Origin of the sequence: Clostridium magnum DSM 2767 (assembly GCF_001623875.1) — a bacterium.
Classification (GTDB): Bacteria; Bacillota; Clostridia; order Clostridiales; family Clostridiaceae; genus Clostridium_AM; species Clostridium_AM magnum.
Genome location: NZ_LWAE01000008.1, coordinates 22,077 through 42,274, shown reverse-complemented (window position 1 = coordinate 42,274; position 20,198 = coordinate 22,077). Strand labels below are relative to the sequence as shown.

General features: G+C 31.8%; 19 protein-coding genes. 9 read left to right on the top strand and 10 right to left on the bottom strand.

Annotated elements, in window-relative coordinates; translation table 11 throughout:
* Positions 1-126: 126 nt before the first annotated feature.
* Entirely contained in the window at positions 127-777 is a 651-nt protein-coding gene (locus CLMAG_RS23760) for a thiamine phosphate synthase (protein ID WP_066628479.1), read from the bottom strand.
* Between the two features lie 23 nt (positions 778-800).
* Positions 801-1,667 carry an N-acetylmuramoyl-L-alanine amidase family protein gene (locus CLMAG_RS23755; RefSeq protein ID WP_066628478.1) on the bottom strand — a complete coding sequence of 289 codons (867 nt, stop codon included), beginning with the start codon at positions 1,665-1,667 and terminating at the stop codon, positions 801-803.
* 261 nt (positions 1,668-1,928) lie between these two features.
* Here CLMAG_RS23755 and CLMAG_RS23750 point away from each other — a divergent pair, with 261 nt between their 5' ends.
* On the top strand, positions 1,929-2,225 hold the full coding sequence (locus CLMAG_RS23750; RefSeq protein WP_066628477.1) for a PocR ligand-binding domain-containing protein: 297 nt from the start codon (positions 1,929-1,931) through the stop codon (positions 2,223-2,225).
* A gap of 35 nt (positions 2,226-2,260) precedes the next feature.
* Positions 2,261-3,172: an AraC family transcriptional regulator gene (locus CLMAG_RS23745; protein WP_066628476.1), complete on the top strand. Its 912-nt coding sequence runs from the start codon at positions 2,261-2,263 to the stop codon at positions 3,170-3,172.
* Between the two features lie 93 nt (positions 3,173-3,265).
* Here CLMAG_RS23745 and CLMAG_RS23740 read toward each other — a convergent pair whose 3' ends face one another.
* From CLMAG_RS23740 to CLMAG_RS23725, 4 genes are all read right to left on the bottom strand, one after another.
* Positions 3,266-3,661 (bottom strand): CobW C-terminal domain-containing protein, encoded by a 396-nt coding sequence (locus CLMAG_RS23740; protein WP_066628474.1) that lies wholly within the window; start codon positions 3,659-3,661, stop codon positions 3,266-3,268.
* A gap of 105 nt (positions 3,662-3,766) precedes the next feature.
* Complete coding sequence (locus CLMAG_RS23735) at positions 3,767-5,146, bottom strand: methyltransferase MtaB domain-containing protein (protein ID WP_066628472.1); 1,380 nt, start codon at positions 5,144-5,146, stop codon at positions 3,767-3,769.
* 17 nt (positions 5,147-5,163) lie between these two features.
* Positions 5,164-5,625, bottom strand: coding sequence for a cobalamin-dependent protein (locus tag CLMAG_RS23730; RefSeq protein WP_082832064.1), 462 nt, complete (start codon positions 5,623-5,625; stop codon positions 5,164-5,166).
* A gap of 278 nt (positions 5,626-5,903) precedes the next feature.
* Complete coding sequence (locus CLMAG_RS23725; RefSeq protein WP_066628470.1) at positions 5,904-6,701, bottom strand: methyltetrahydrofolate cobalamin methyltransferase; 798 nt, start codon at positions 6,699-6,701, stop codon at positions 5,904-5,906.
* Positions 6,702-7,154: 453 nt separating this feature from the next.
* Between CLMAG_RS23725 and CLMAG_RS23720 the strand changes: the two genes are divergently transcribed.
* A complete protein-coding gene (locus CLMAG_RS23720; protein ID WP_066616512.1) occupies positions 7,155-8,429 on the top strand; it encodes an IS110 family RNA-guided transposase in 1,275 nt (424 codons plus the stop codon).
* Positions 8,430-8,969: 540 nt separating this feature from the next.
* Here CLMAG_RS23720 and CLMAG_RS23715 read toward each other — a convergent pair.
* On the bottom strand, positions 8,970-9,848 hold the full coding sequence (locus CLMAG_RS23715) for a LysR family transcriptional regulator (protein ID WP_066628468.1): 879 nt from the start codon (positions 9,846-9,848) through the stop codon (positions 8,970-8,972).
* A gap of 480 nt (positions 9,849-10,328) precedes the next feature.
* Between CLMAG_RS23715 and cooS the strand changes: the two genes are divergently transcribed.
* Positions 10,329-12,221 carry an anaerobic carbon-monoxide dehydrogenase catalytic subunit gene (cooS, locus tag CLMAG_RS23710; RefSeq protein ID WP_066628466.1) on the top strand — a complete coding sequence of 631 codons (1,893 nt, stop codon included), beginning with the start codon at positions 10,329-10,331 and terminating at the stop codon, positions 12,219-12,221.
* Between the two features lie 338 nt (positions 12,222-12,559).
* Here the strand turns inward: cooS and CLMAG_RS34485 are convergent, their stop codons facing one another.
* On the bottom strand, positions 12,560-12,634 hold the full coding sequence (locus tag CLMAG_RS34485; protein ID WP_278331610.1) for a group II intron maturase-specific domain-containing protein: 75 nt from the start codon (positions 12,632-12,634) through the stop codon (positions 12,560-12,562).
* A 790-nt stretch (positions 12,635-13,424) separates the two neighbouring features.
* Here CLMAG_RS34485 and CLMAG_RS23705 point away from each other — a divergent pair.
* The 5 genes from CLMAG_RS23705 (at position 13,425) to CLMAG_RS23685 (ending at position 18,696) form a co-directional block, all read left to right on the top strand.
* Positions 13,425-15,992 (top strand): EAL domain-containing protein, encoded by a 2,568-nt coding sequence (locus CLMAG_RS23705; protein ID WP_066628463.1) that lies wholly within the window; start codon positions 13,425-13,427, stop codon positions 15,990-15,992.
* A gap of 18 nt (positions 15,993-16,010) precedes the next feature.
* The gene (locus CLMAG_RS23700) at positions 16,011-16,958 is read left to right on the top strand and encodes a DMT family transporter (RefSeq protein WP_066628461.1); all 948 of its coding nucleotides are present in this window, start codon (positions 16,011-16,013) and stop codon (positions 16,956-16,958) included.
* A gap of 220 nt (positions 16,959-17,178) precedes the next feature.
* A complete protein-coding gene (locus tag CLMAG_RS23695) occupies positions 17,179-17,997 on the top strand; it encodes a hypothetical protein (protein WP_066628458.1) in 819 nt (272 codons plus the stop codon).
* 155 nt (positions 17,998-18,152) lie between these two features.
* Positions 18,153-18,356 (top strand): hypothetical protein, encoded by a 204-nt coding sequence (locus tag CLMAG_RS23690; protein WP_066628457.1) that lies wholly within the window; start codon positions 18,153-18,155, stop codon positions 18,354-18,356.
* A gap of 4 nt (positions 18,357-18,360) precedes the next feature.
* Positions 18,361-18,696 carry an ADP-ribosylglycohydrolase family protein gene (locus CLMAG_RS23685; RefSeq protein ID WP_066628454.1) on the top strand — a complete coding sequence of 112 codons (336 nt, stop codon included), beginning with the start codon at positions 18,361-18,363 and terminating at the stop codon, positions 18,694-18,696.
* Between the two features lie 9 nt (positions 18,697-18,705).
* Here the strand turns inward: CLMAG_RS23685 and CLMAG_RS23680 are convergent, their stop codons facing one another.
* Entirely contained in the window at positions 18,706-19,305 is a 600-nt protein-coding gene (locus tag CLMAG_RS23680) for a nitroreductase family protein (RefSeq protein WP_066628452.1), read from the bottom strand.
* 36 nt (positions 19,306-19,341) lie between these two features.
* A complete protein-coding gene (locus CLMAG_RS23675) occupies positions 19,342-20,106 on the bottom strand; it encodes a DODA-type extradiol aromatic ring-opening family dioxygenase (RefSeq protein ID WP_066628450.1) in 765 nt (254 codons plus the stop codon).
* Positions 20,107-20,198 lie beyond the last annotated feature (92 nt).

Genomic DNA, 20,198 nt, shown 5'->3' with positions numbered 1-20,198 from the left:
TCATTTAGTTTATTATATTTATTTTTTGTAGTTTTGTTACAATAATTTAACATTAATTTCATAATTTTTTAGACTTAAAGTTGAACAAATGTCTAACCTTAAGTCTAAAAAACTACAAATTAACTATTAAATTCTCATTCCATAGGACATAGCCGCTATTCCAAAAACCTTTTTTCTTAACAACTCATTTAAGTTACTTGAAGTAATACCTCCAATGGCTATTACTGGTATGTTAACACTGTCACATACTTTTTCTATAAAATCTATTCCCCTACCTTTTAATCCAGGTTTGCATTCCGTATCGAAAACATGTCCTGCTATTAAATAATCAGCACCTAGATTTTCAGCTTCTATCGCCTCTTCAACACTATGTACTGATACACCTAAAACAAGCTGTTTTGAGTCATATTCCTTTCTTCTGAAATGCCCATAGGCACTCTCAAAATCTTCTTTTTCTATATGCTTACTTATTATATGATTGCTAGACGCAATTATTCTAATTCCTTCAATTCCTGTATGAAATCCATATGCAGTAACATCCCTTGCTACGTCCATATTTCCATTTATAATTAAAGGAATATTGTATCTATCCGTTATATTCTTTATTCCCTCAGCCATTTTTTTTAAAGAATTGTAATCTAGGTCCTTTTCCCTTAAAATTATTCCATCTGCACCCTTTGCTGCACATTTTTCTATTACTTCATATATGTTACCTTGTTCTATTAGATGTCTATTGGTAACAATGAATATTTTTTTGTTTTGTTTTAATTCAAACATAATAATTTACATTACTCCTTAAATTAATTGCTAAGAGCTTTATCTATTCCATTAAATAGACCCTTTGCTATTTTACTTTGATATTCCTCAGTATTTAACAACCGATCCTCTTGTGGATTTGATAAAAATCCTGTTTCCACTAATATAACAGGAACCTTAGACCAGTTAAAACCTGTAAGGTCACTTCTTTCAACAAGCCCTTTATTTTTCATTCCAACTTCATTTATCAAACTTTCCAATATGATTTCTCCATATTTTCTGCTGATTTCACTTATATCCTTTGCATAACCTATAGTTGCTGGAATCAGAATGGATGCCCCTGAAGTATTTGAGCTTTCAGAAGAATCTGCATGTACTCTTATAACTAAATCTGCATTATTTTTATTACCAACTTCTGCTCTTTCTATATTACCAGGACTCTCTTGAGGGGTTGTCTTAGTCATGATTACAGCGTATCCCTTGTTTTCAAGAAGTACCTTTAACTTCATAGTAATCCCCATAGCTATTACATACTCCGGTGTTTTACTATTTACTCCTTCTGCACCACCACCATCTTTTATTTTCAATTCTGTAGATCCTGGATATATAGCTTCCTTTTCTAAATTTGACCTATTGCCATGTCCTGGATCAAGAACTACAACTTTCTTTTTAACTTCTTTTGATTTTTCATTTTCAACATTTTGTTTTTTGTTCTGTTGATTATTTTCTGGTACTTTCTTACTATTATCCTTATCATCCTTTTCTTTGTCGCTAGTTTTACTTATTGATGTACTTTGAGTTACTTCATTGTTTTTATTTTCATTAGAAACATTTGAAGCTGTTTTTGAACATCCCACAAATAAAAATATTAATAATATACAAAGGGATGTAACTTTTAACTTAAAGTTCAAAACCTCAACTCCTTGTAAATCAGTTAATAAAATTATACATATTTTCCTATAGTCATGTCAAATTGTTGAACAATTCTTATGAGCCAACAACTACAATACCTAAAGAAAATTTAACCAAATATAAATCCATATGCTAGTTTTGACACTGAACATCTTCAAATTTAATATTTTTTTCAATATTCTTAAGTTATATATTAAAATCTTATCCATTTTATGTTAAAATTATATATGACTATAAAATCTAAAGTAATGGTGATAAATATGAACTTTATAAATTTACTTAAAGACACATTATCAACTTATTCATATTCTACTGATATATGTCTCTCAGTCATTAACGAAATAGGGAATGAATTTATCAATATAGGTAAGTCCGGAACTTTTTGCAAGTTTTTCAAGGAGTGCACTGATGACTTATACCCTTGTTCTCAAACCCATTTATATGCAGCCAAGCAGTCTGAAAAACTTGGAGAAGCCTATATATTCTCTTGTCCTGCTGGTCTTATACATTATACCGTTCCAATAATAAAAAAGATGTATTTAAAGGATCTGTTTTAGCAGGACCAATTCTCATGGACTTTCCTGATTAATTAATGGTTGACGACATTATTGAAAAATTTAGCCTAGATATACATTTGAGAGGTATAATAGATAGCCATCTAAGAACTATTCAAGTAATTGAACCCTCAAAGGTGCGACACTTAAGTAAATTATTATTTATTGTAGTGTGCAGTATTATAGAACAAGAAAAATACGAACTATATGAGAGAAACAAAAAATCCCTGCAACAATCTCAGATAGGTGAAAGTATACACGGCCTAAAGCAGACAGATAGGGATGTATTTTATACATATGAAATTGAAAAGGAACTCCTTCTTAAAGTAAGAAGTGGTGATATAATAGGTGCTAAAAACATTTTAAATGATTTACTAGGACACATTCTCTTTGCTTCTGGTAGCAATATAGATATAATAAAAACTCGAACTTCAGAGTTATGCACCCTTCTTTCTAGGGCATCCGTTGAAGGAGGTGCAGATTTTAATAAAATATTTTCCTTAAATAGTGACTTTCTTACTAAACTAAATAAAATTAAAAGTGTTGAAGACTTGTCATACTTAATTATAAATATATTAGATATCTTTACCGAAAATGTTTTCAAATTTAGCGAATCTAAAAATCCTGTTTTAATTAAAAAGTGTATAGCCTATATAAATGAGCACTACAAAGAAAATATAACTCTTGATACAATTGCAAATATGGTACATTTAAACGCTTCTTATTTCTCAAGTGTATTTAAAAAAGAAATGGGTGCAAGCTTCTCAAGCTATCTTAACAAAATTAGAATTGAGCAAAGTAAACTGCTTTTAAAGAATACAGACTACTCTATACTAAATATTGCTCTTGAGATTGGTTTTGAAGATCAAAGCTATTTTTCAAAAGTATTTAAAAGTTTAACTAATATGACACCTAAACAATATAAACAAAGGGGAAGCCTTTCCTTATAAACTAAAGAATGACACTAAAAATCAAATATATTTTCTTTGATTTTTAGTGTCTTATAGAAATTTGGGTATTTTAAAAGCAACTTACTAAGCTCTTTATGCAAAAAGCTGTGATACATTATTTTTATTTAGTTTTGAACCTATTATACACACACTATTAGTAGTTCCTTCGCTGAACTCCTCAAATGTTATATCACCAGGTATGAAATCAAATCTAAACCAGTGTCCTTCAGTATCCTTAAAAATTCCTTTTGCCCTTATAATATATCCATACTCATTTTTATTTTTCAGCATTTGAAAAATATTTTCTATTCTTTCACGATTGAAACTCTTATTAGTTTCAAACTCCCATGTATCAAATCTATGTGATAGATTATCCCTATATAATCTTCCACCAACGATCTTGCCTAGTTTATTCCCTCTCCTAACAGTTTCATATCTGTTATCCATGGCATTAATTATTTCATTAGCTGTTACCTTTTCCCACTGCAAGTTTACAATATTAGCGGTGTTGTTTATCTTTTTTATATAGATAACCTATCATAAATATGCTAGTTACATCACACACCTTTTTTCATACTTTACTTTATAATGTTGTTATTCTAATCCGTATTCTTTTGGTAAGAATTTATCCATATCCAACTCATCTTTAATTTCATTGTAGAATTCTAGCTCATTATCTGGAATATCCTCAATCTTACTTTCCATTATATCAAGCCATCCAAGTTCTCTTTTTTCAACCTTAACTTCTTTGTTTTCTATTGCCTTCTTAAGTTTTTGTACTGCAAGCTGCACCCCTATCTTAGTTCTCATAAATGGATCCTGCGTCTTTACTAGCTCTTTACTTATATCAAATACTACATCTGGTCTTAATACATAAGCTTGAGGGTCAAGTTTAGCATCGGAATCAACAAGTAGATCTCTAAATTGAAGAGCCATTCCTTTATTAGTTGCTTCATTCATAAGTCTACAATCATATATTAATTGTTCCATAGATACTATTGGAGCCATTTCTGAAAGAAGTTTAACTTGTTGTACTGATTCATTACTCCAAAGATCAGCTACGGATGCTGCAATATTTCCTATTGGGCTTAAGTGAGCACATGCTGCTGATTTTCCTTCCATTGCTATTGGCACACCTGCTATGGCCTTTAAGTATTGCCCTTCATAAGCACAGTCCTTACTTGGACCTACTGCACCCATTTCAAATGCTACTAGAGCTCTTGCAACAGTTGCTACTCTGACTACTGCTGCGAAAACCTTAGGAATAAATCCTCTTTCAGCAAGTACCATTGCTGTGTTACCAAATCCACAAGCAGAATCTCCAGCTGCATATGCACCGTTTTTACCACAAATATCAACTATGTTCTTCCATAGGAACTTCATATCACGGCACCCAAGAACTCCTAGAGCAAATATAACTTTTTGTATATCTGCATTTACAAGAGCATCATCATTAAGTTCCTTTCCACCTGTAGATTCCACTGCAATAAAGTCTGCTCCAGCCTTTGAACAACCTTCAAATGTCTCAATCATTTTTTCCCAATACTTTCCGCTTCTCATTATTGGAGGACGATTCATTTCTCTAAGATCGTTTGGTGTAGCTCTAAATGCAGACTTAAGACCATATTTCACATTAAATTCATTCATTGTATCAACAATTATTTTGCTAACCTCAATACCCCATTGTGGATTTTCTGTAAATTGAGGTAAAGTTTCATATTCAATTACTAATCCTGGTGCATACAATTCTCTTGCTCTATTTAATATACCGCTAGTCATGTCTGTGTAGATCTTATATGCATCCTTTATAGTAGATGCATCTACTGTCATCGAAGGTAATGTGAAATTTAGTTCAGGATATATTTGTCCACCTCCGATTGCAAGTCCACTTTTAGTTTTAACAGGGTGAGGACATGAACCATATAGGAAGTCATCCAGTGAATTATATGCTAATTTATCATATACATTTGCCATTTATATTTTCCTCCTTTTTACTGGGCTTTTTTTAATAATGCTTCTTTAGCAACTTCAGCTGCTGTACCTGCATCTGGAGTGTAATAATCCGCATCCACTTTCTTTGCGTAATCGCTTGATACAGGTGCTCCACCTATCATAAATATATATTTATCCTTAAGTCCTGCTTCTTTAAATGAATTTATTGTATCACATATTGCGGGCATTGTAGTGGTTAACAAAGCAGAAAGACAGACAATATCTGCGCCTATTTCTTCTGCTTTTTGTAAAAATTTAGTTTCCGAAACATCAACACCTAAGTCAACTACTTCAATACCTACACCTTTCATCATCATTTTTGCAAGATTCTTACCTATATCGTGCAAGTCCCCCTTAACTGTACCTATTACAGCCTTACCAACTGGCTTTACTCCAGTTTGAGCAAGTATTGGCTCAAGTACCTTCATACCTGCACTCATTGCTCTTGCTGCTATAAGCATTTCAGATGCAAATGCAGCTGCTAAAGTTGCTAGAGAGATTCTTATTAAAAAAGGAAAACTATGAAGTGTAAACTTTAATCAGATGGGTTTCAAACCCCACCTGATTCTTAGTTGAACAAATCTAGGGGCGTAGCCGCTCCCAACGTACAGTTAAGCAGAGAGCCCAAATCTATGATTTGGTGCGAATCGCTTACTCCTCTGACGTAGGAAGAGGAGTTTCATATAAAGCATGGGAGTATTAGAGCGGGTAGTCATCGGATAAAGAACCTACACTAATCTTATAGTTCCATAAGGTTATTTCTAAATGCTTGTAAGTAGTTCATGCAAAATTCATCTTTTCCTGCTAAAGTTTCTGCTGTTATTAAGCTTGCCATCATAGATTTATCCAAAGGATTTACTATGAGTCCATCCAAACCTCTGCTTACTGCCATAATTGCGAATACTTGATTTATAAATTTCCTTTTTGGAAGTCCAAAGGATATGTTCGATAAGCCGCACATTGTATGAATACCTTTGAATTTAGTAGTAATAGTTTGTACCGCATCTAGAAATTCAATACCAAAGGTATCATTAGTTCCTATAGGTTGTACTAATGGGTCCACATATATATTATCTATTGGTATGTTATGTTGTACCAACCCATTTATTAATTTATCTGCGATTTTTAACCTATCAGCAGCGGTTTGAGGCATACCTTCCGCCCCCATGCAAAGGGCTACTATTTTAAGATCTGTTCCAGCTATTATAGGTAAAACGGCATCATATCTTTCTTTTTCAAGGGAAATGGAATTTATCATTGCTATACCTTTATGAACTGTTAGAGCTGCTTCTAGAGCTTTAGGATCTGGTGAGTCTATACAACAAGGAACATCTAAATCTTGTTGAACATTTTGCACTAACCATCTTAAATATTCAGATTCTTGTTCAACAAATATACCTGCATTAACATCTATATAATCAGCACCAGCTTCATATTGTTCTTTTGCCACCTGCTTTATATAGTTAGCATCCTTGTCCTTTACAGCTTGACAAATAGCTTTACGACTTGAATTTATTAATTCACCAACAATTATCATATAATATCCTCCCCTCGTATAATAAGTTTATAGCAGTTATTTACTGCCTATAAACTTATTTATTTTTTATATTTTGTATAGATTAAGAAAGCATCTCAATTTTTCTAGTGGGGATTCTCCCAATTCAGTATTGCTGATTCTTATACTTTCCGATCTATACTGTTTTAACCTACTATTTATTAAAGGATTTTCTAATGCTAAAATAGTCATAACGGAACTTTAGCGAAGGTTACTGCTGTATTCCTCCTGCAAAACACATTGTGTTATTGCCTGTAAAGCTTGCAGCCTGACCAAAGTATCATATTCTGCTTACACAAATGTTGCATCTCCTTTCGCAGCCACCAGCAAGGTTTTGCGTCTGGATGAATGCTAATTACGCGAGGTTGCAGTTAGTACTTTGGATTAGGATAATCCTTTCTAATTTCCTCATTATTTTTGAAAGGTGGTGATTTCATGAAGAAATTAGATTACTTATCAACTCTATTTGTTGGTATCGATATTGGTGCGAGACAAAATGTTGTCTCTGCTATTAATTTTGAACAGGAATTCTTGATTAAGATGAAACCTGTTCCTAATACGCAATTTGGTGCAGAGCAACTTGAATCCATGCTTGTTAAGGTTTTAGAAAACAATACTTTTAAAGCTGTTATAATCGGCTTAGAATCTACTTCCTTTTATGGAGTACATATAGCCAATTTTTTATCTGCTAGTGAAAAACTTATGACTTACAAACCTTATGTTTACTGCTTGAATCCTAAGGAAGTTGCTAACTACAAAGAATCCTTTAATTCTCTTGATAAAAATGATGGCATTGACTCTTTTGTTATTGCTGACTTTGCAAGAGTTGGCAGAATTCATATTGAACCTTGGCGTGGTTCTCAATATCTTGCTCTGCAAAGACTTACAAGGCACAGACTTCATATTGTTGAATGCTTAACTAGAGAAAAAACTTACATGTTATCCAATGTATTTCTTAAGTTCAGCGAATTTGCATTATTACAGGGAGAAGATCATCCTTTTTCTAATAAATACGGTGCTACCGCATCTTCAATACTTACTGAATTTCTATCTTCCGAAGATATTGCAAATACATCAATTGAAGAACTTGTTGACTTCGTCAATAGAAAAAGTCGGAAAAGGATTTCTAATCCTCAGATGACTGCTGAAATTTTGCAGCAAGCTGCACGTAATTCATACCGTCTTGATAAATGTTTGTATGAGCCATTAACAACCTCTATTGCTTGTTCTTTCAACTGTATTCAGGCTTTTGATAAAGAACTTAAAGGTATTAACAAAGCCATTGAAAAAGCTGTTATGGGAATGAATCCTGTGGAATACAAAATATTAATGTCTATTCCTGGTTTTGGCCCTGTTTACTCCAGTGGCATTCTTGCTGAATTAGGAAGTGTGCATGCATTTCCTAGTAATGATGCTATTGCTAAATACGCTGGCATCGTGTGGAAAGAAAATCAATCTGGAGGTTTTAAAGCTGAAAATACACCTATGAACAAAGCTGGTAACCGTTATTTACGCTATTATCTCATAGAAGCTGCAGGAAGTGTTGTTTGCCATATTCCTGAATATCAAGAGTTCTATCAGAAGAAATTTGCTGAAGTAACTACACATCAGCACAAACGAGCACTCGCGCTAACATCTCGTAAACTTATTCGTATGATTTTTGGATTGCTGGCTAAAAATCAGCTCTACTCTTCAAATAGAGTAGATTAATCTATATAAATTATACGAACATACTTTCTCATTGGACTGTATGTTTATTAAGGTTACCCATTTTTAAAGAAATCATTTGATTTTCTTTTCATTTTGTTCTTGACATATTACCAAATTGCTTTATATTAAGTTTATATATCTAGTATATAGGAGCGGAAAATATAAGTATTGTAATTATCTCATATTTTTAGAAATATTGTGAATATTTATTTTTTAAATATGTTTTGCTAATTTTATTGCTAATTAATCTTGCAAAACACGCCGTATACCTGTTATTATGTAATCCATTCATCAGGTAAGTTATATATATAAAATATAATCGTTTCCGGTAATAAAACCATCACATATGATTAAATTGATGATATATCCTTAATTTTGTAATCTTTATTAGAATTTATAAATATTTATAGGTGAATTAAATATATTTTAAAAAACAAAAAATAAGACAGGATTTGAAACCCTATCTTATTCAAAGTTCCACTTCATTCATTTTAATTTTTTACATGGGAATAAGCCTTTTTTAGAAAGCTTGTCTTTAAATTACTGATGAGCCATCATATAATTTGTGAATAATTTTACTAGATGAGATACAAATCGGTCTTTCTTTGTTATTAAGCAGATTTCCCATAGAAAAGAACGATCTTTAAAGGGAATTGAACGAACATTTGAATAATTAATGTCATTAACAAAAAAATCCACACTTACCCCTATACCTTCATTAAGATAACTGGATTTATGTACAGTAATAATTTCTGAAGTAGTTAAACTTATATTGGGTTCAAAACCTGATTCTTTACACTTATTAAAGAAATTATGGTGAAAATGAAATTTTTCATTTAGCGTAATAAGTTTCTCATTTCTCAAATCTATAAAATCAATAGAGGCTTTTTTTGAAAGGGGGTTTTCTTCGTTTATAAGAACGCAAGGATATTGTGTTTTAATCACAGTAGAATTAAAGTTTCTCTCGTTAACAGGACCGATGGACACAGCTAAATCTACATATTCATTCATAACTACTTCTTCACAGATTGAATCTGGGTATGTTTTTATAATCAATTCAATGTTAGGATAACTTTCTTGAAAGCGTGAAATAATATCTGGTGACAGTGCATTTAGAACTCCAAAGGAAAAACATACTGTTAGAGTTCCTTCATTGATATTAGCCATTTTATTGAGACCTTCTAAAATTAAATCAAATTCCTGTACAATATGTTCAGATTGCTTTTGTAAATACTCTCCATAAGGTGTTATTCTAATTCCATTAGTTGTATTATAAAACAAAGGATATTGGAGTTCCTCTTCTAAATTACTAATTGCCTTACTTAAACCTTGCTGCGTAATATAAATCTCTTTAGCAGCCTTTGAAAAACTTTTATGCTTACAAACTTGTAAAAAATACTTTAATTGTTTGATGTCCAATTCAGTACACCACCTTCTTGAATACTATTTATGTATTAATTATACCAATTTGTTAAATTATTGTCTATTGAAAAGGGTTGAAGAATGGCTGCTGATACTTAAACTTTTAGTTGTAGGTGCATAAATTTAAGTTGTTTATCAAAAATTAATAATTATTGTATAATTTACTTGTAAACGTATTAGGGGGAATTCTAATAATTACTCACTCATTAATTATTAGAATTATGTAAAATTCAGATTTCTTATTTATAAGTCTCCAACAATTTATAAACAAGAAAACAAATTTTGCAAAAACATATTCTTTAACCTTGGAATTGCCTAAAACCCAGATTAATCAGTATAGTTTACCCCTACTATGTTATATTATACTACTCATATTAATTTTTGAAAACTAGTTAAACAAGTTATTTAAGTCTCAAACTGAATCCGTGTACTATAATGTACAGTTTATTATTTTAGAGTTTAGGGGGTATTTTATTAATGGAAGACAGAGGATTATTAATAAAAGCAGCTCAGGATCAGCTGCTTGAAAAAGCAAAAAAAGATGGTGTAGAAACTGCCTGGGATAGAAAAGAAGCTATGAAGACACCATGCGGTTTTGGTTCAGCTGGTGTATGTTGCAGAAACTGTGCTATGGGGCCTTGTAGAGTAAGCCCAACTCCTGGAAAAGGAGTATCCGCTGGTATTTGCGGAGCTACAGCAGATGTTATAGTTGCAAGAAACTTTGCTAGAATGTGTGCAGCTGGTTCAGCAGCTCATTCTGATCATGGTAGATCACTAGTGCTTTATTTAGAAGAAGCATCAAGAGACGGACAAATACAAATAAAAGACGAAAAGAAGCTTATGGCTGTTGCTAAAAAATATAGTATTGAAACTGAAGGAAGAGACGTTTACGATATAGCACACGATATAGCTGATGCTGCATTAAATGAATTTGGTAAACCTCGTGGAAACTTAATTTTCTCTCCAGCTCTGCCTAAAAAAAGAAAAGAACTTTGGGACAGACTTGGTGTAACTCCGAGATCAATTGATAGAGATATAGTTAGCGTAATGCACTCAACTCATATTGGATGTTCAGGAGATGCAAAAAATCTTTATGATATGGCAATGAGAGCATCCCTTGCAGATGGATGGGGTGGTTCTTATATTGCAACTGAAATTAGTGATATTTTATTTAAAACTCCATCACCGGTACAAACTGAAGCTAATTTAGGTGTATTAGAAGATAATCAAGTTAATATTATATTGCATGGTCACGAACCATCACTTTCAGAATCAATTGTAGCAGCAGCTGAAGACCCTGAACTTATTGCTCTTGCAAAAGCTGAAGGAGCAGAAGGAATAAACGTTTGCGGTATGTGTTGTACAGGAAATGAAGTAACCATGAGACATGGTATTAAAATGGCTGGAAACTTCCTACAACAAGAACTTGCTGTAGTAACAGGTGCAGTTGAAGCCTTAATAGTTGATGTTCAATGTATAATGCCATCACTTGCAAAACTTTCAAAATCTTATCATACTAAATTTATAACAACTTCACCAAAAGCTAAAATAACAGATTCAACATATATTGAATTTGAAGAACACAGACCATATGACTCTGCAAAAGAAATAATAAGAGAAGCTATATTAAATTACAAAAATAGAAATAGGGATAATGTTTTAATTCCTAATGAAAAATCTAAAGCTGTAGTTGGATTTAGCACAGAGACTATAGTAGATGCTCTTGATACAGTTGTTAATTCAAACATAGGTCCAATGCAAACAGTTAAACCTCTTGCAGATGTTGTAGTATCTGGTGTTCTTAGAGGTGCTGCTGCCATTGTTGGTTGTAATAATCCAAAAAATCCACATGATACATGTCATGTAGAAATGATAAAATATCTAATTGCTCATGATGTAATAGTACTTGTTACTGGTTGTGCAGCTCATGCAGTAGCTAAAGCTGGTTTATTATTACCTGAAGCAAAGGAACTGGCTGGTCCTGGACTTAAAACTGTATGTGGTTTATTAGGTATTCCACCAATTCTTCACCAAGGTTCATGTGTTGATATCAGCCGTAATTTACAAATTGCTGGTGAGCTTGCAAATCATTTAGGTGTAGATATCAGCGATTTACCAGTAGTTGGTGCTGCTCCAGAATGGATGTCAGAAAAAGCTGTAGCTATTGGAACTTACGTAGTAGGTAGTGGTATAGATGCATGGCTTGGAGTTGTTCCTCCTGTAACAGGTTCACCATTTGCTGTAGATTACCTATTAAATAAGATGGAAGAAGATTACGGTGCTAAATTCTATGTAGAAGCTGATCCAGTAAAAGCAGCTGAACAAATGGTTCAAAGAATAGAAGCAAAACGTAAGAAGATTAACATTTAAAAATAGCATACTTCATACCTTTTATTAATCGAGTAGGAGCTGAATAATTATTTTATTCAGCGACCTCTCACACCACCAAGCATACCGTTCGGTACTTGGCGGTTCAATAAGAATTAATGTACTTTCTTATACCTTTTATGAATACTTGTATATCCTATCTTTTCAAAATAAGAATTAGTCAGTGTTGTTGCAAGTATGGGGCTGTTGGCTATTCGCCAATAGCTTTTTCGTGTATTAGCAAATTCCCATGCTTTACTTTCTTTAACTCCAAGCTTCTTTAGATTATTGTGCTTGGTCTTAATCTTTTTCCACTGTTTCTAAAAGCACATCCTAAGTCTTCATCTAGTCCATTCATCTAACTCTTTTGTTAGCCTTGTTATATCAGCTATTCCAAAGTAATTGAGCCATCCTATTATTCACTGACGAAGTTTTAACATTCTATAGTCCTTATCCCAAGCATTGCTTCTTAATGTTATTTTTCTAACTTTAGCCTTGAACTTGTTTATGGATTTTTCATGTACTCTTATTCCTATCTTGCCATACCATTGGCAGAATGTGAACCCTAGAAATTTCCTTCTCCAAGGTCTATCAACTGCACTTTTATCCTTGTTTACTTTAAGTTTGAGTTTGCTTTCGATGAACTTTGTTGTGCATGCTCACCCGATTTAAGTAAGCCTTATATGTGATTTCTGTTCGTCAGACCAGACTTTTGCTGCAGGCTTCCTTCAGATTGCACCTCACGATGGACACCCTTGCCGTAAGCTAATGGTTGGTGCTATCAACCCCCATAGTGGACTTTCACCACCAAGCTGTCGCCCATGCTGGGCGCACATAAAAAATAGCCTAAGTAGTCCTCTCTCTACTTAGGCTATTTCCTAATATACATTCACGCCTTTATTTTAACTAACTGCTTGTGGAATACCAGTCTGTCTTTTATCTAATAAACTGGCTAATAAGAAAGTTATAATATCTTTTTATTATGACTTTTTTATTTTTTAGATTTATCCGATTTTTCAAATTATTTTTTATTTGTTCCTTAACACCCCTCTTGTTTTGATATAATATTTAAATTATAATTAATTAATAATTAATTTGTCAATAATACCCGTATTTTATTGTATTTATGTTAATCAATTGAATTAATTTAAAATACAGTACGGTATACTTTAGAGCCTATTTTGTCAATTCAAAAAGGAGAACGTTATGGGTAATTCAAAAAAACGAATGAAAACTACTATAGTAAACAAATATAAATTAATTTATACGCCTTTATTCATCGGATTGATTGCCATATTTATAATAAGTACAATTAGTTATTACACAAGTAAAAGTTTGCTATTAACGCAGATGAAACAGAATGGAATAAGCCTAGCCAAACAAACTGTTTTACAGGTACAAGGAAATGCTGATTCATTAGAAATGGTTAACAAAATGATAGAAGAAAAAATTAGAGCAGTTGGAAAAGTTGTAATAATGAATCAAAAAAATTTAAATAATGACTTGTTAAAAAAAATGGCAAATGATCTTGATGTATGCGAAATCGACTGGTATTCTCCAGAAGGTACGATTATATATACAAATATTGATAGCTATTTGGGTTGGAAATCACCAAAAGATCATCCCGTAGAAAACTTTAGAATAAGTGGCAAAAATGAATACATGGAAGAAATACGAATGGATACAGAGTCATTTAACTATAAAAAATATGGATACTTAAGAAACTCTGACGGTACCTTTATCCAAATAGGTATAAGTGCCAATGCAGTAAAAAGTCTTACACGAAAATTTGACTATCAAACTTTAGTTGAAAAATTGTCACCGGGAGAAAATGTTCTTCATGTAACTTTTGTTGACAAAAACTTAAAAGCCATTGCAGATTCAAATATAAAAGATATAGGAACTGTATATGATAAGGATAAAGAGCAAGAAATGGAAGAGGCACTCAAAGGGATGATATCTACAAAAGACTCTTCTTATAAAAAAGTAGATACAAAAGCATTGACAATATATGTTCCTGTAGTTCATAACGGAGAAATTAGTAACGTCCTTGTACTAAGCCTTTCCACAGAAAAAGTTTATTACTCCATTTATATGCTCTCCATAAAGTCGTCTATTATAGCTATTATAATGATTTTAATGCTTTTATGGGTAAAAAATAAAAATATTATCAAACCTGTAAAAGAATTAGATAAATGCATTAACCAAATTGATATAGAGAAAAATATTCAATATAGACTTTCTTTATCAGAAAGTGATACTTTTTTCGGCGTAGCTTCTTCTATAAACAATATACTAGATAAGACATCTAGCTATTTTTATCAACTAAGAGAACATCAAGAAGAACTGCAGGCTTCAAATGAAGAAATATTAGCAACCTATCAACAGCTAGCAGCATCAGAGGAAGAGCTTAGAGCTCAATATGATGAAATACAGAGCTACACAGAAAAATTAGAAAGTTTAAGGGGAGAATTAGAACACATTGCTTACCATGATTCTTTAACAAACCTGCCGAATCGAAGAATGTTTGTAAAAAAACTAGAAGAAGGTATAAGTGAAAATAAATATGGTGCTGTGATGCTCTTAGATGTTGATAACTTCAAAGGTATTAATGATACTTTAGGTCATTTATATGGCGATAAAGTATTGAAAAAAGTGGCAGAAGAGCTTGAATATATTAAGGATGAAAAGATGTTTGTATCAAGATTTGGTGGAGATGAATTTTTGATTTTAATAGAAGGTGAAAAAGATATTGCTCTAATCGAGAATTATGCAAAACAGATAATGAATATATTTAAAAACAAGCTAATAATTGAAGGTCAGGAAACCTACCTAAGCTGTAGTATGGGGATTACTCTGTACCCTTTTGATAGCTATAAAGTTAGTAAATTGCTTATAAATGCAGATATGGCCATGTATAGAGTAAAGAATATAGGAAAAAACAACTATATGTTCTTTAATGAAGAGATGACAGAGAAACTACAGGAAAAGATCAAAGTAGAAAATATTTTAAGAGAGTCTATAAAAAAAGATGAATTAAAACTATTATATCAGCCACAGGTATGTACCTTTACAGGAAAAATTGTAGGTTTTGAAGCTCTTTTAAGACTAAAAAATGAGCATATTTCTCCAGCACAGTTTATACCAATAGCAGAAGAAACAGGGTTAATTGTAGAAATTGGAAGATGGGTTACAAAGGAGGCAGTAAAGCAAATAAGCATATGGAAAAATAAGTGCTTAGATATAACGCCAATCTCTATTAATTTTTCTGCAAAACAATTAAATGACTTAAATTATATCGAATTTCTAGAAAATACATTAAAAGAATCGCATGTAGAAGCTAAATATATAGATATAGAAATAACAGAAAGTATATTTTTAGATAAAAAGAAAGAAAACATAGCATTTATTAATCGACTAAAGTCATTAGGAGTAAAAATTGCACTAGATGATTTTGGTACAGGTTATTCCTCTCTTAGTTATTTGACCTTTTTACCAGTGGATAAAATAAAATTAGATAAGTCCTTAAATGATAAATTTTTAGAATTAGAAAATATAAAAGTAATGGACAGTTTAATTTCTCTTGCCAACAGCTTAAATCTAGAAGTAGTAGCAGAAGGTATAGAAGATGTAGTTCAATATAAACGTCTAAAAACAGCTGGCTGCAACTATATTCAAGGGTATCTTTTTAGTAAACCATTAGAGGTAGAGGAAGCAGAAAAAGTATATAATGATAATTTTTTAGAAAAATTAATAAAAATTAGCAAAAATTAAGAAAAATAGAGGTGTAAAATGAATAAAGAAATAAAAGGTATACTTATAACTTTGCTTGCAGCAGCCAGTTTTGGAGCTGTTGCTCCTATTGCAAAATTCATTTATCAGTATGAAATAACGCCAAATTTTATGTTGGCTTTACGATTTTTAATAGCCTCTTTATTCCTTTGGGGGTATATATTTATAAATAGAAAAAAAGTCAATTGTAAACTTGAAAAAGAGCAAATGATTATTATGATAATAATAGGAGCATTGGTTTATTTTTTAACTACAATCTTCTATTTCAATGCTATTAAATTTATCCCTGTATCATTACATGTTATGATTTTTTATTCTTATCCCTTTATGGTAAATATTTTCTCATTTTTGGTGCTTAAAGAAAAAATCAGTAAAAATCAATCTATGGCTATGATAATAGCTTTTGTAGGATTACTTTTAACCGTTTCTATAAACTCTTCTGGGCTGAGCATTATAGGAATAACATTATCCTTACTAGCTGCAATATTTAATGGAAGCTATATTCTTTTACTAGGGACAATTAAGATAAATAGAATTGATTCCGTAGTAACAGCCGCATATACAAACCTATTTAGCTCAATATCATTCTTTATTTATTGCGGTATAAGAGAAGAAATATATGTAGACATGCCATCTGACGGGTGGATTGCAATTGTTTTTATTGCAATTGTTTCTACGGCAATTGGAATTATTTCATTATCAAAGGGTATACGTATGATTGGGGCTTCTAAGGCTTCTATAATAAGTACCTTTGAACCCTTGGAAGGCGTAATTCTTAGCTTCATTTTTTTAGGGGAAAGTATGAATATTAGACAAATAATTGGAATAGTTCTTATTTTATCAGCAATAATCACGATAAATAGTTCTGATAAAAAAATGGGTGAAAAAGACAGTAAAATTCAGGAGGAAGGTACGTCCAGAAATGCATATCATGAGAAAACCCTGTAACTTTTGATGTTACAGGGTTCTATTACGTCAAACTTAATTATACAGCTCCATGGGCAATTGAGAATCCTGTACCTAAACTCTCATTAATAGGTTTAACAATATTGTAACCTTCCTAACTAGTGAAGAAAAAAGTGTTTCTTTCCCACGAACTTTTTGTATATACTATAAAATCACTCCTTCAAGAAATGGATTTAACTTCAAATTTGATGATAAATACTTATTGAATTCATGTGATTTTATTCCTAAAAATAATGATGCAAAAGAATGGCTTGCTGCTATTCCTAAACTTAAAACATATATAGATGAGTACCAAAATGGAGGTAATGCTAAAGGGCAAGTAAAAAACGAAAAAATGTCTCAACAGAGTATTTTGAATAACATTAATTCGTCAATAGATTCGGATTATTACATAACAGATATGGAATATAACTGCCCAGGCATAGGGTATGGAAGATTTGATTATGTTGCAATTAATAAGAAAAAAGGAAAAGCTGGAAAGTATGGATTGGCACTTATAGAACTAAAGTATAGAACCAGTGCATTTGGAACAAGTAGAGAAGAAAAAAACGGAAAAACGAGTTATGGCAGTGGTATTGTTGGACATGCACTTAATTTCTCTCGCTTTGTTTATGGTGTTAAAAATAATAATTCTTTTCAAAGGGAAAAGGTTGCTAATACAAAGTATGATAAACTCGAATTCTTAAGAGAAGAAACTGTAAATATTTTAAGAAATAAAATTGATCTAGGACTACTTGATATAGAATCAAATGAGATGTATGGCATATTAGATGATGAGAATATTGATATTAGTAAAAATAATGTTGAAACCCTGCTTATATGTGTGGCTTGTGAAGATGAATATAAAGCAAAAGACACAATATCAAAATATCTAGGCTTCAATAACGTAGCCGAAGAAAATGTAGAAAAACTTAAAACCAATGGAGAAATAGCCCATAGCTTTAAATTAAAATGTTTTATTACTAAAGAAGATACTGTAGAGTCCTTATATGAAAATCAGTTTACAGACTTATCAATTTAATAATATATTTAATCTAAAAAGTCACAATTCACAGGAGCTAATTGTATAGTGTCCTGTGAATTTTTTTGCAACTTTCAATGGGACATACTTATGTACTTTATCTAAAAAAGAGATATGTTAAAATTAAACTATAAAATAAGTTGAAGTGTAACAATATGCAAAAATGTACTATTTATCACACAGGAGTTTATAATTCTGACAAAGGAGTAATAAAAGACAATAAAGTATATTTTCAAGCACAAGATAATCAGCTTTATTTTCCAGAAGAAATATTTTTAGCAAGAGAAGAGTGTGAAGGTGGACTAATTCAATTTGAGGTTAATGGTAAATGGGGGTTTGCAGATATATACACAGACTAATAAAATGCCAAGAGATAATGATGATTGCATCCTTCAATATCAACGCTACGAAGGAAAAGATAGTATTTTAAATTATAAAGAATTGTTTTCGGAAAGAACTCCAGGTATTAGTTGCTTAACTGCACTTAGCAGTGGTAAAATAGGAACAATAAAACAGCCAATCAATGACAGCAAAGGCTGTGGAGGAGTAATGCGTATTGCTCCAATAGGATTATTTCTACATAATGATCCTGAATATGCTTTTCAAGTTGGCTGTGATGCTGCGGCAATTACTCATGGTCACCCCACAGGATATCTCTCAGCAGGTGCACTAGCTGCAATAATCAGAACTTATAAATAGCAAAAACATTTACTTAAATACTTTGATACGCTCTTCTAATGGTTGAAACTGTTTTTCCTTTGGTTCTGATGCTGGTTTCCCAAATGGCATTTGGGCAATTAACTTCCAACTTTCAGGTATATTCCATTGCTTATTAACTTTCTCATCTATAATAGGGTTATAATGTTGAAGTGAAGCACCTAACCCCTCATTTTCTAATGCTGTCCACACAACTAACTGAAGCATACCTGAAGCCTGCTGCGACCAAATTGGAAAGTTGTCTTTATAAAGTGTAAATTGATTTTGAAGTCCTTCTATGACGTTTTGGTCTTCAAAGAATAAAACTGTACCATATCCATTACTAAAAGAATTTATCTTCTCTTCAGTAGTTGAAAAGCTTTCTGCTGGAACTACTTTTCTTAAAATTTCCTTTGTTATATCCCATACTTTATTATGATTTTCTCCTAGTAAAAGTACTACTCTACCACTTTGAGAATTAAAAGCAGTTGGAGTATACTTTACAGCATCATTTATAATTTCTCCTATTCTATCATCAGATATTGGTGAATCCTTTGTTATTGCATAAAATGATCTTCTTTCTTTTATTGCAGAATTAAAATCTTTACTCATAAATATTTCCTCCATTCTATATTAAACTTTTTATTATTAAAACTGAAAACAAATATAACTTAAAGTTCCATAAGCATAACTTCTGTGCAGGAGCTTGGGTTCATTACTTTGACCGCTTCCCATGGCTATGAATAAAGGAACTATATGCTCTTCACGTGGTATTGCTCGTTTTGCATAAGGTGCTAAATCTTGATATGAAAACAGTGCATCTTTATCATTATTTTCTACTTTTTCTATAAGCCAATTATCAAAATCTATAGCCCACTGCACTGGCTCAGCTGCAGTCCAGTCTACTGTAGCTAAATTATGAACTGTTGATCCACTTCCTATTACTAAAATATCTTCTTCACCCAGGCTTTTAATTGCTTCACCAAGATCATATTGTCTGTTCATTGCCATGTAAGGATTAATAGAAACTTGTATAACAGGTATATTAGCCTTTGGATACATTATATACAGTATGTCCCAAACTCCGTGATCCAATCCTCTTTTTGTATCCAATTTACTTTCTATGCCATGAGATTTTAGCAGCTGTTGAATCTTAGATGCTGTTTCAGGTGATCCCTTAGCTCCATATTTTATGGAATAAAGTTCTTCTTGAAAACCATAAAAGTCATATATCATTTCATAACATGTGTCAATTGATGATATTGTAGTAATTTTATTCTCCCAATGAGCGGTAAAAACAACTATAGCTTTAGGTTTGGTTTTCTCTCCTAATTCTTTAAGAAAATTAGTATACTCATTATTTTCAATTACAAGAGTAGGACCACCATGGCACAAAAATAAAGAATTAATCATAACTATCACCCTTCCTTATAATATTTTTATATTAATCAAAACTAATAGTTAATATACTATTATCTATATTGTAACTAAATTTCATCAACTTA

Excerpts from the sequence above, each read along its gene's own strand:
- CLMAG_RS23685 (WP_066628454.1), top strand. The coding sequence starts at position 18,361 with ATGCCAAGAGATAATGATGATTGCATCCTTCAATATCAACGCTACGAA.
- CLMAG_RS23705 (WP_066628463.1), top strand. The coding sequence starts at position 13,425 with ATGGGTAATTCAAAAAAACGAATGAAAACTACTATAGTAAACAAATAT.
- CLMAG_RS23680 (WP_066628452.1), bottom strand. The coding sequence starts at position 19,305 with ATGAGTAAAGATTTTAATTCTGCAATAAAAGAAAGAAGATCATTTTAT.
- CLMAG_RS23760 (WP_066628479.1), bottom strand. The coding sequence starts at position 777 with ATGTTTGAATTAAAACAAAACAAAAAAATATTCATTGTTACCAATAGA.
- CLMAG_RS23735 (WP_066628472.1), bottom strand. The coding sequence starts at position 5,146 with ATGGCAAATGTATATGATAAATTAGCATATAATTCACTGGATGACTTC.
- CLMAG_RS23745 (WP_066628476.1), top strand. The coding sequence starts at position 2,261 with ATGGTTGACGACATTATTGAAAAATTTAGCCTAGATATACATTTGAGA.
- CLMAG_RS23720 (WP_066616512.1), top strand. The coding sequence starts at position 7,155 with ATGAAGAAATTAGATTACTTATCAACTCTATTTGTTGGTATCGATATT.
- CLMAG_RS23725 (WP_066628470.1), bottom strand. The coding sequence starts at position 6,701 with ATGATAATTGTTGGTGAATTAATAAATTCAAGTCGTAAAGCTATTTGT.
- CLMAG_RS23690 (WP_066628457.1), top strand. The coding sequence starts at position 18,153 with ATGCAAAAATGTACTATTTATCACACAGGAGTTTATAATTCTGACAAA.
- CLMAG_RS23675 (WP_066628450.1), bottom strand. The coding sequence starts at position 20,106 with ATGATTAATTCTTTATTTTTGTGCCATGGTGGTCCTACTCTTGTAATT.
- CLMAG_RS23730 (WP_082832064.1), bottom strand. The coding sequence starts at position 5,625 with ATGCTTATAGCAGCAAGAGCAATGAGTGCAGGTATGAAGGTACTTGAG.
- cooS (WP_066628466.1), top strand. The coding sequence starts at position 10,329 with ATGGAAGACAGAGGATTATTAATAAAAGCAGCTCAGGATCAGCTGCTT.
- CLMAG_RS23700 (WP_066628461.1), top strand. The coding sequence starts at position 16,011 with ATGAATAAAGAAATAAAAGGTATACTTATAACTTTGCTTGCAGCAGCC.
- CLMAG_RS23750 (WP_066628477.1), top strand. The coding sequence starts at position 1,929 with ATGAACTTTATAAATTTACTTAAAGACACATTATCAACTTATTCATAT.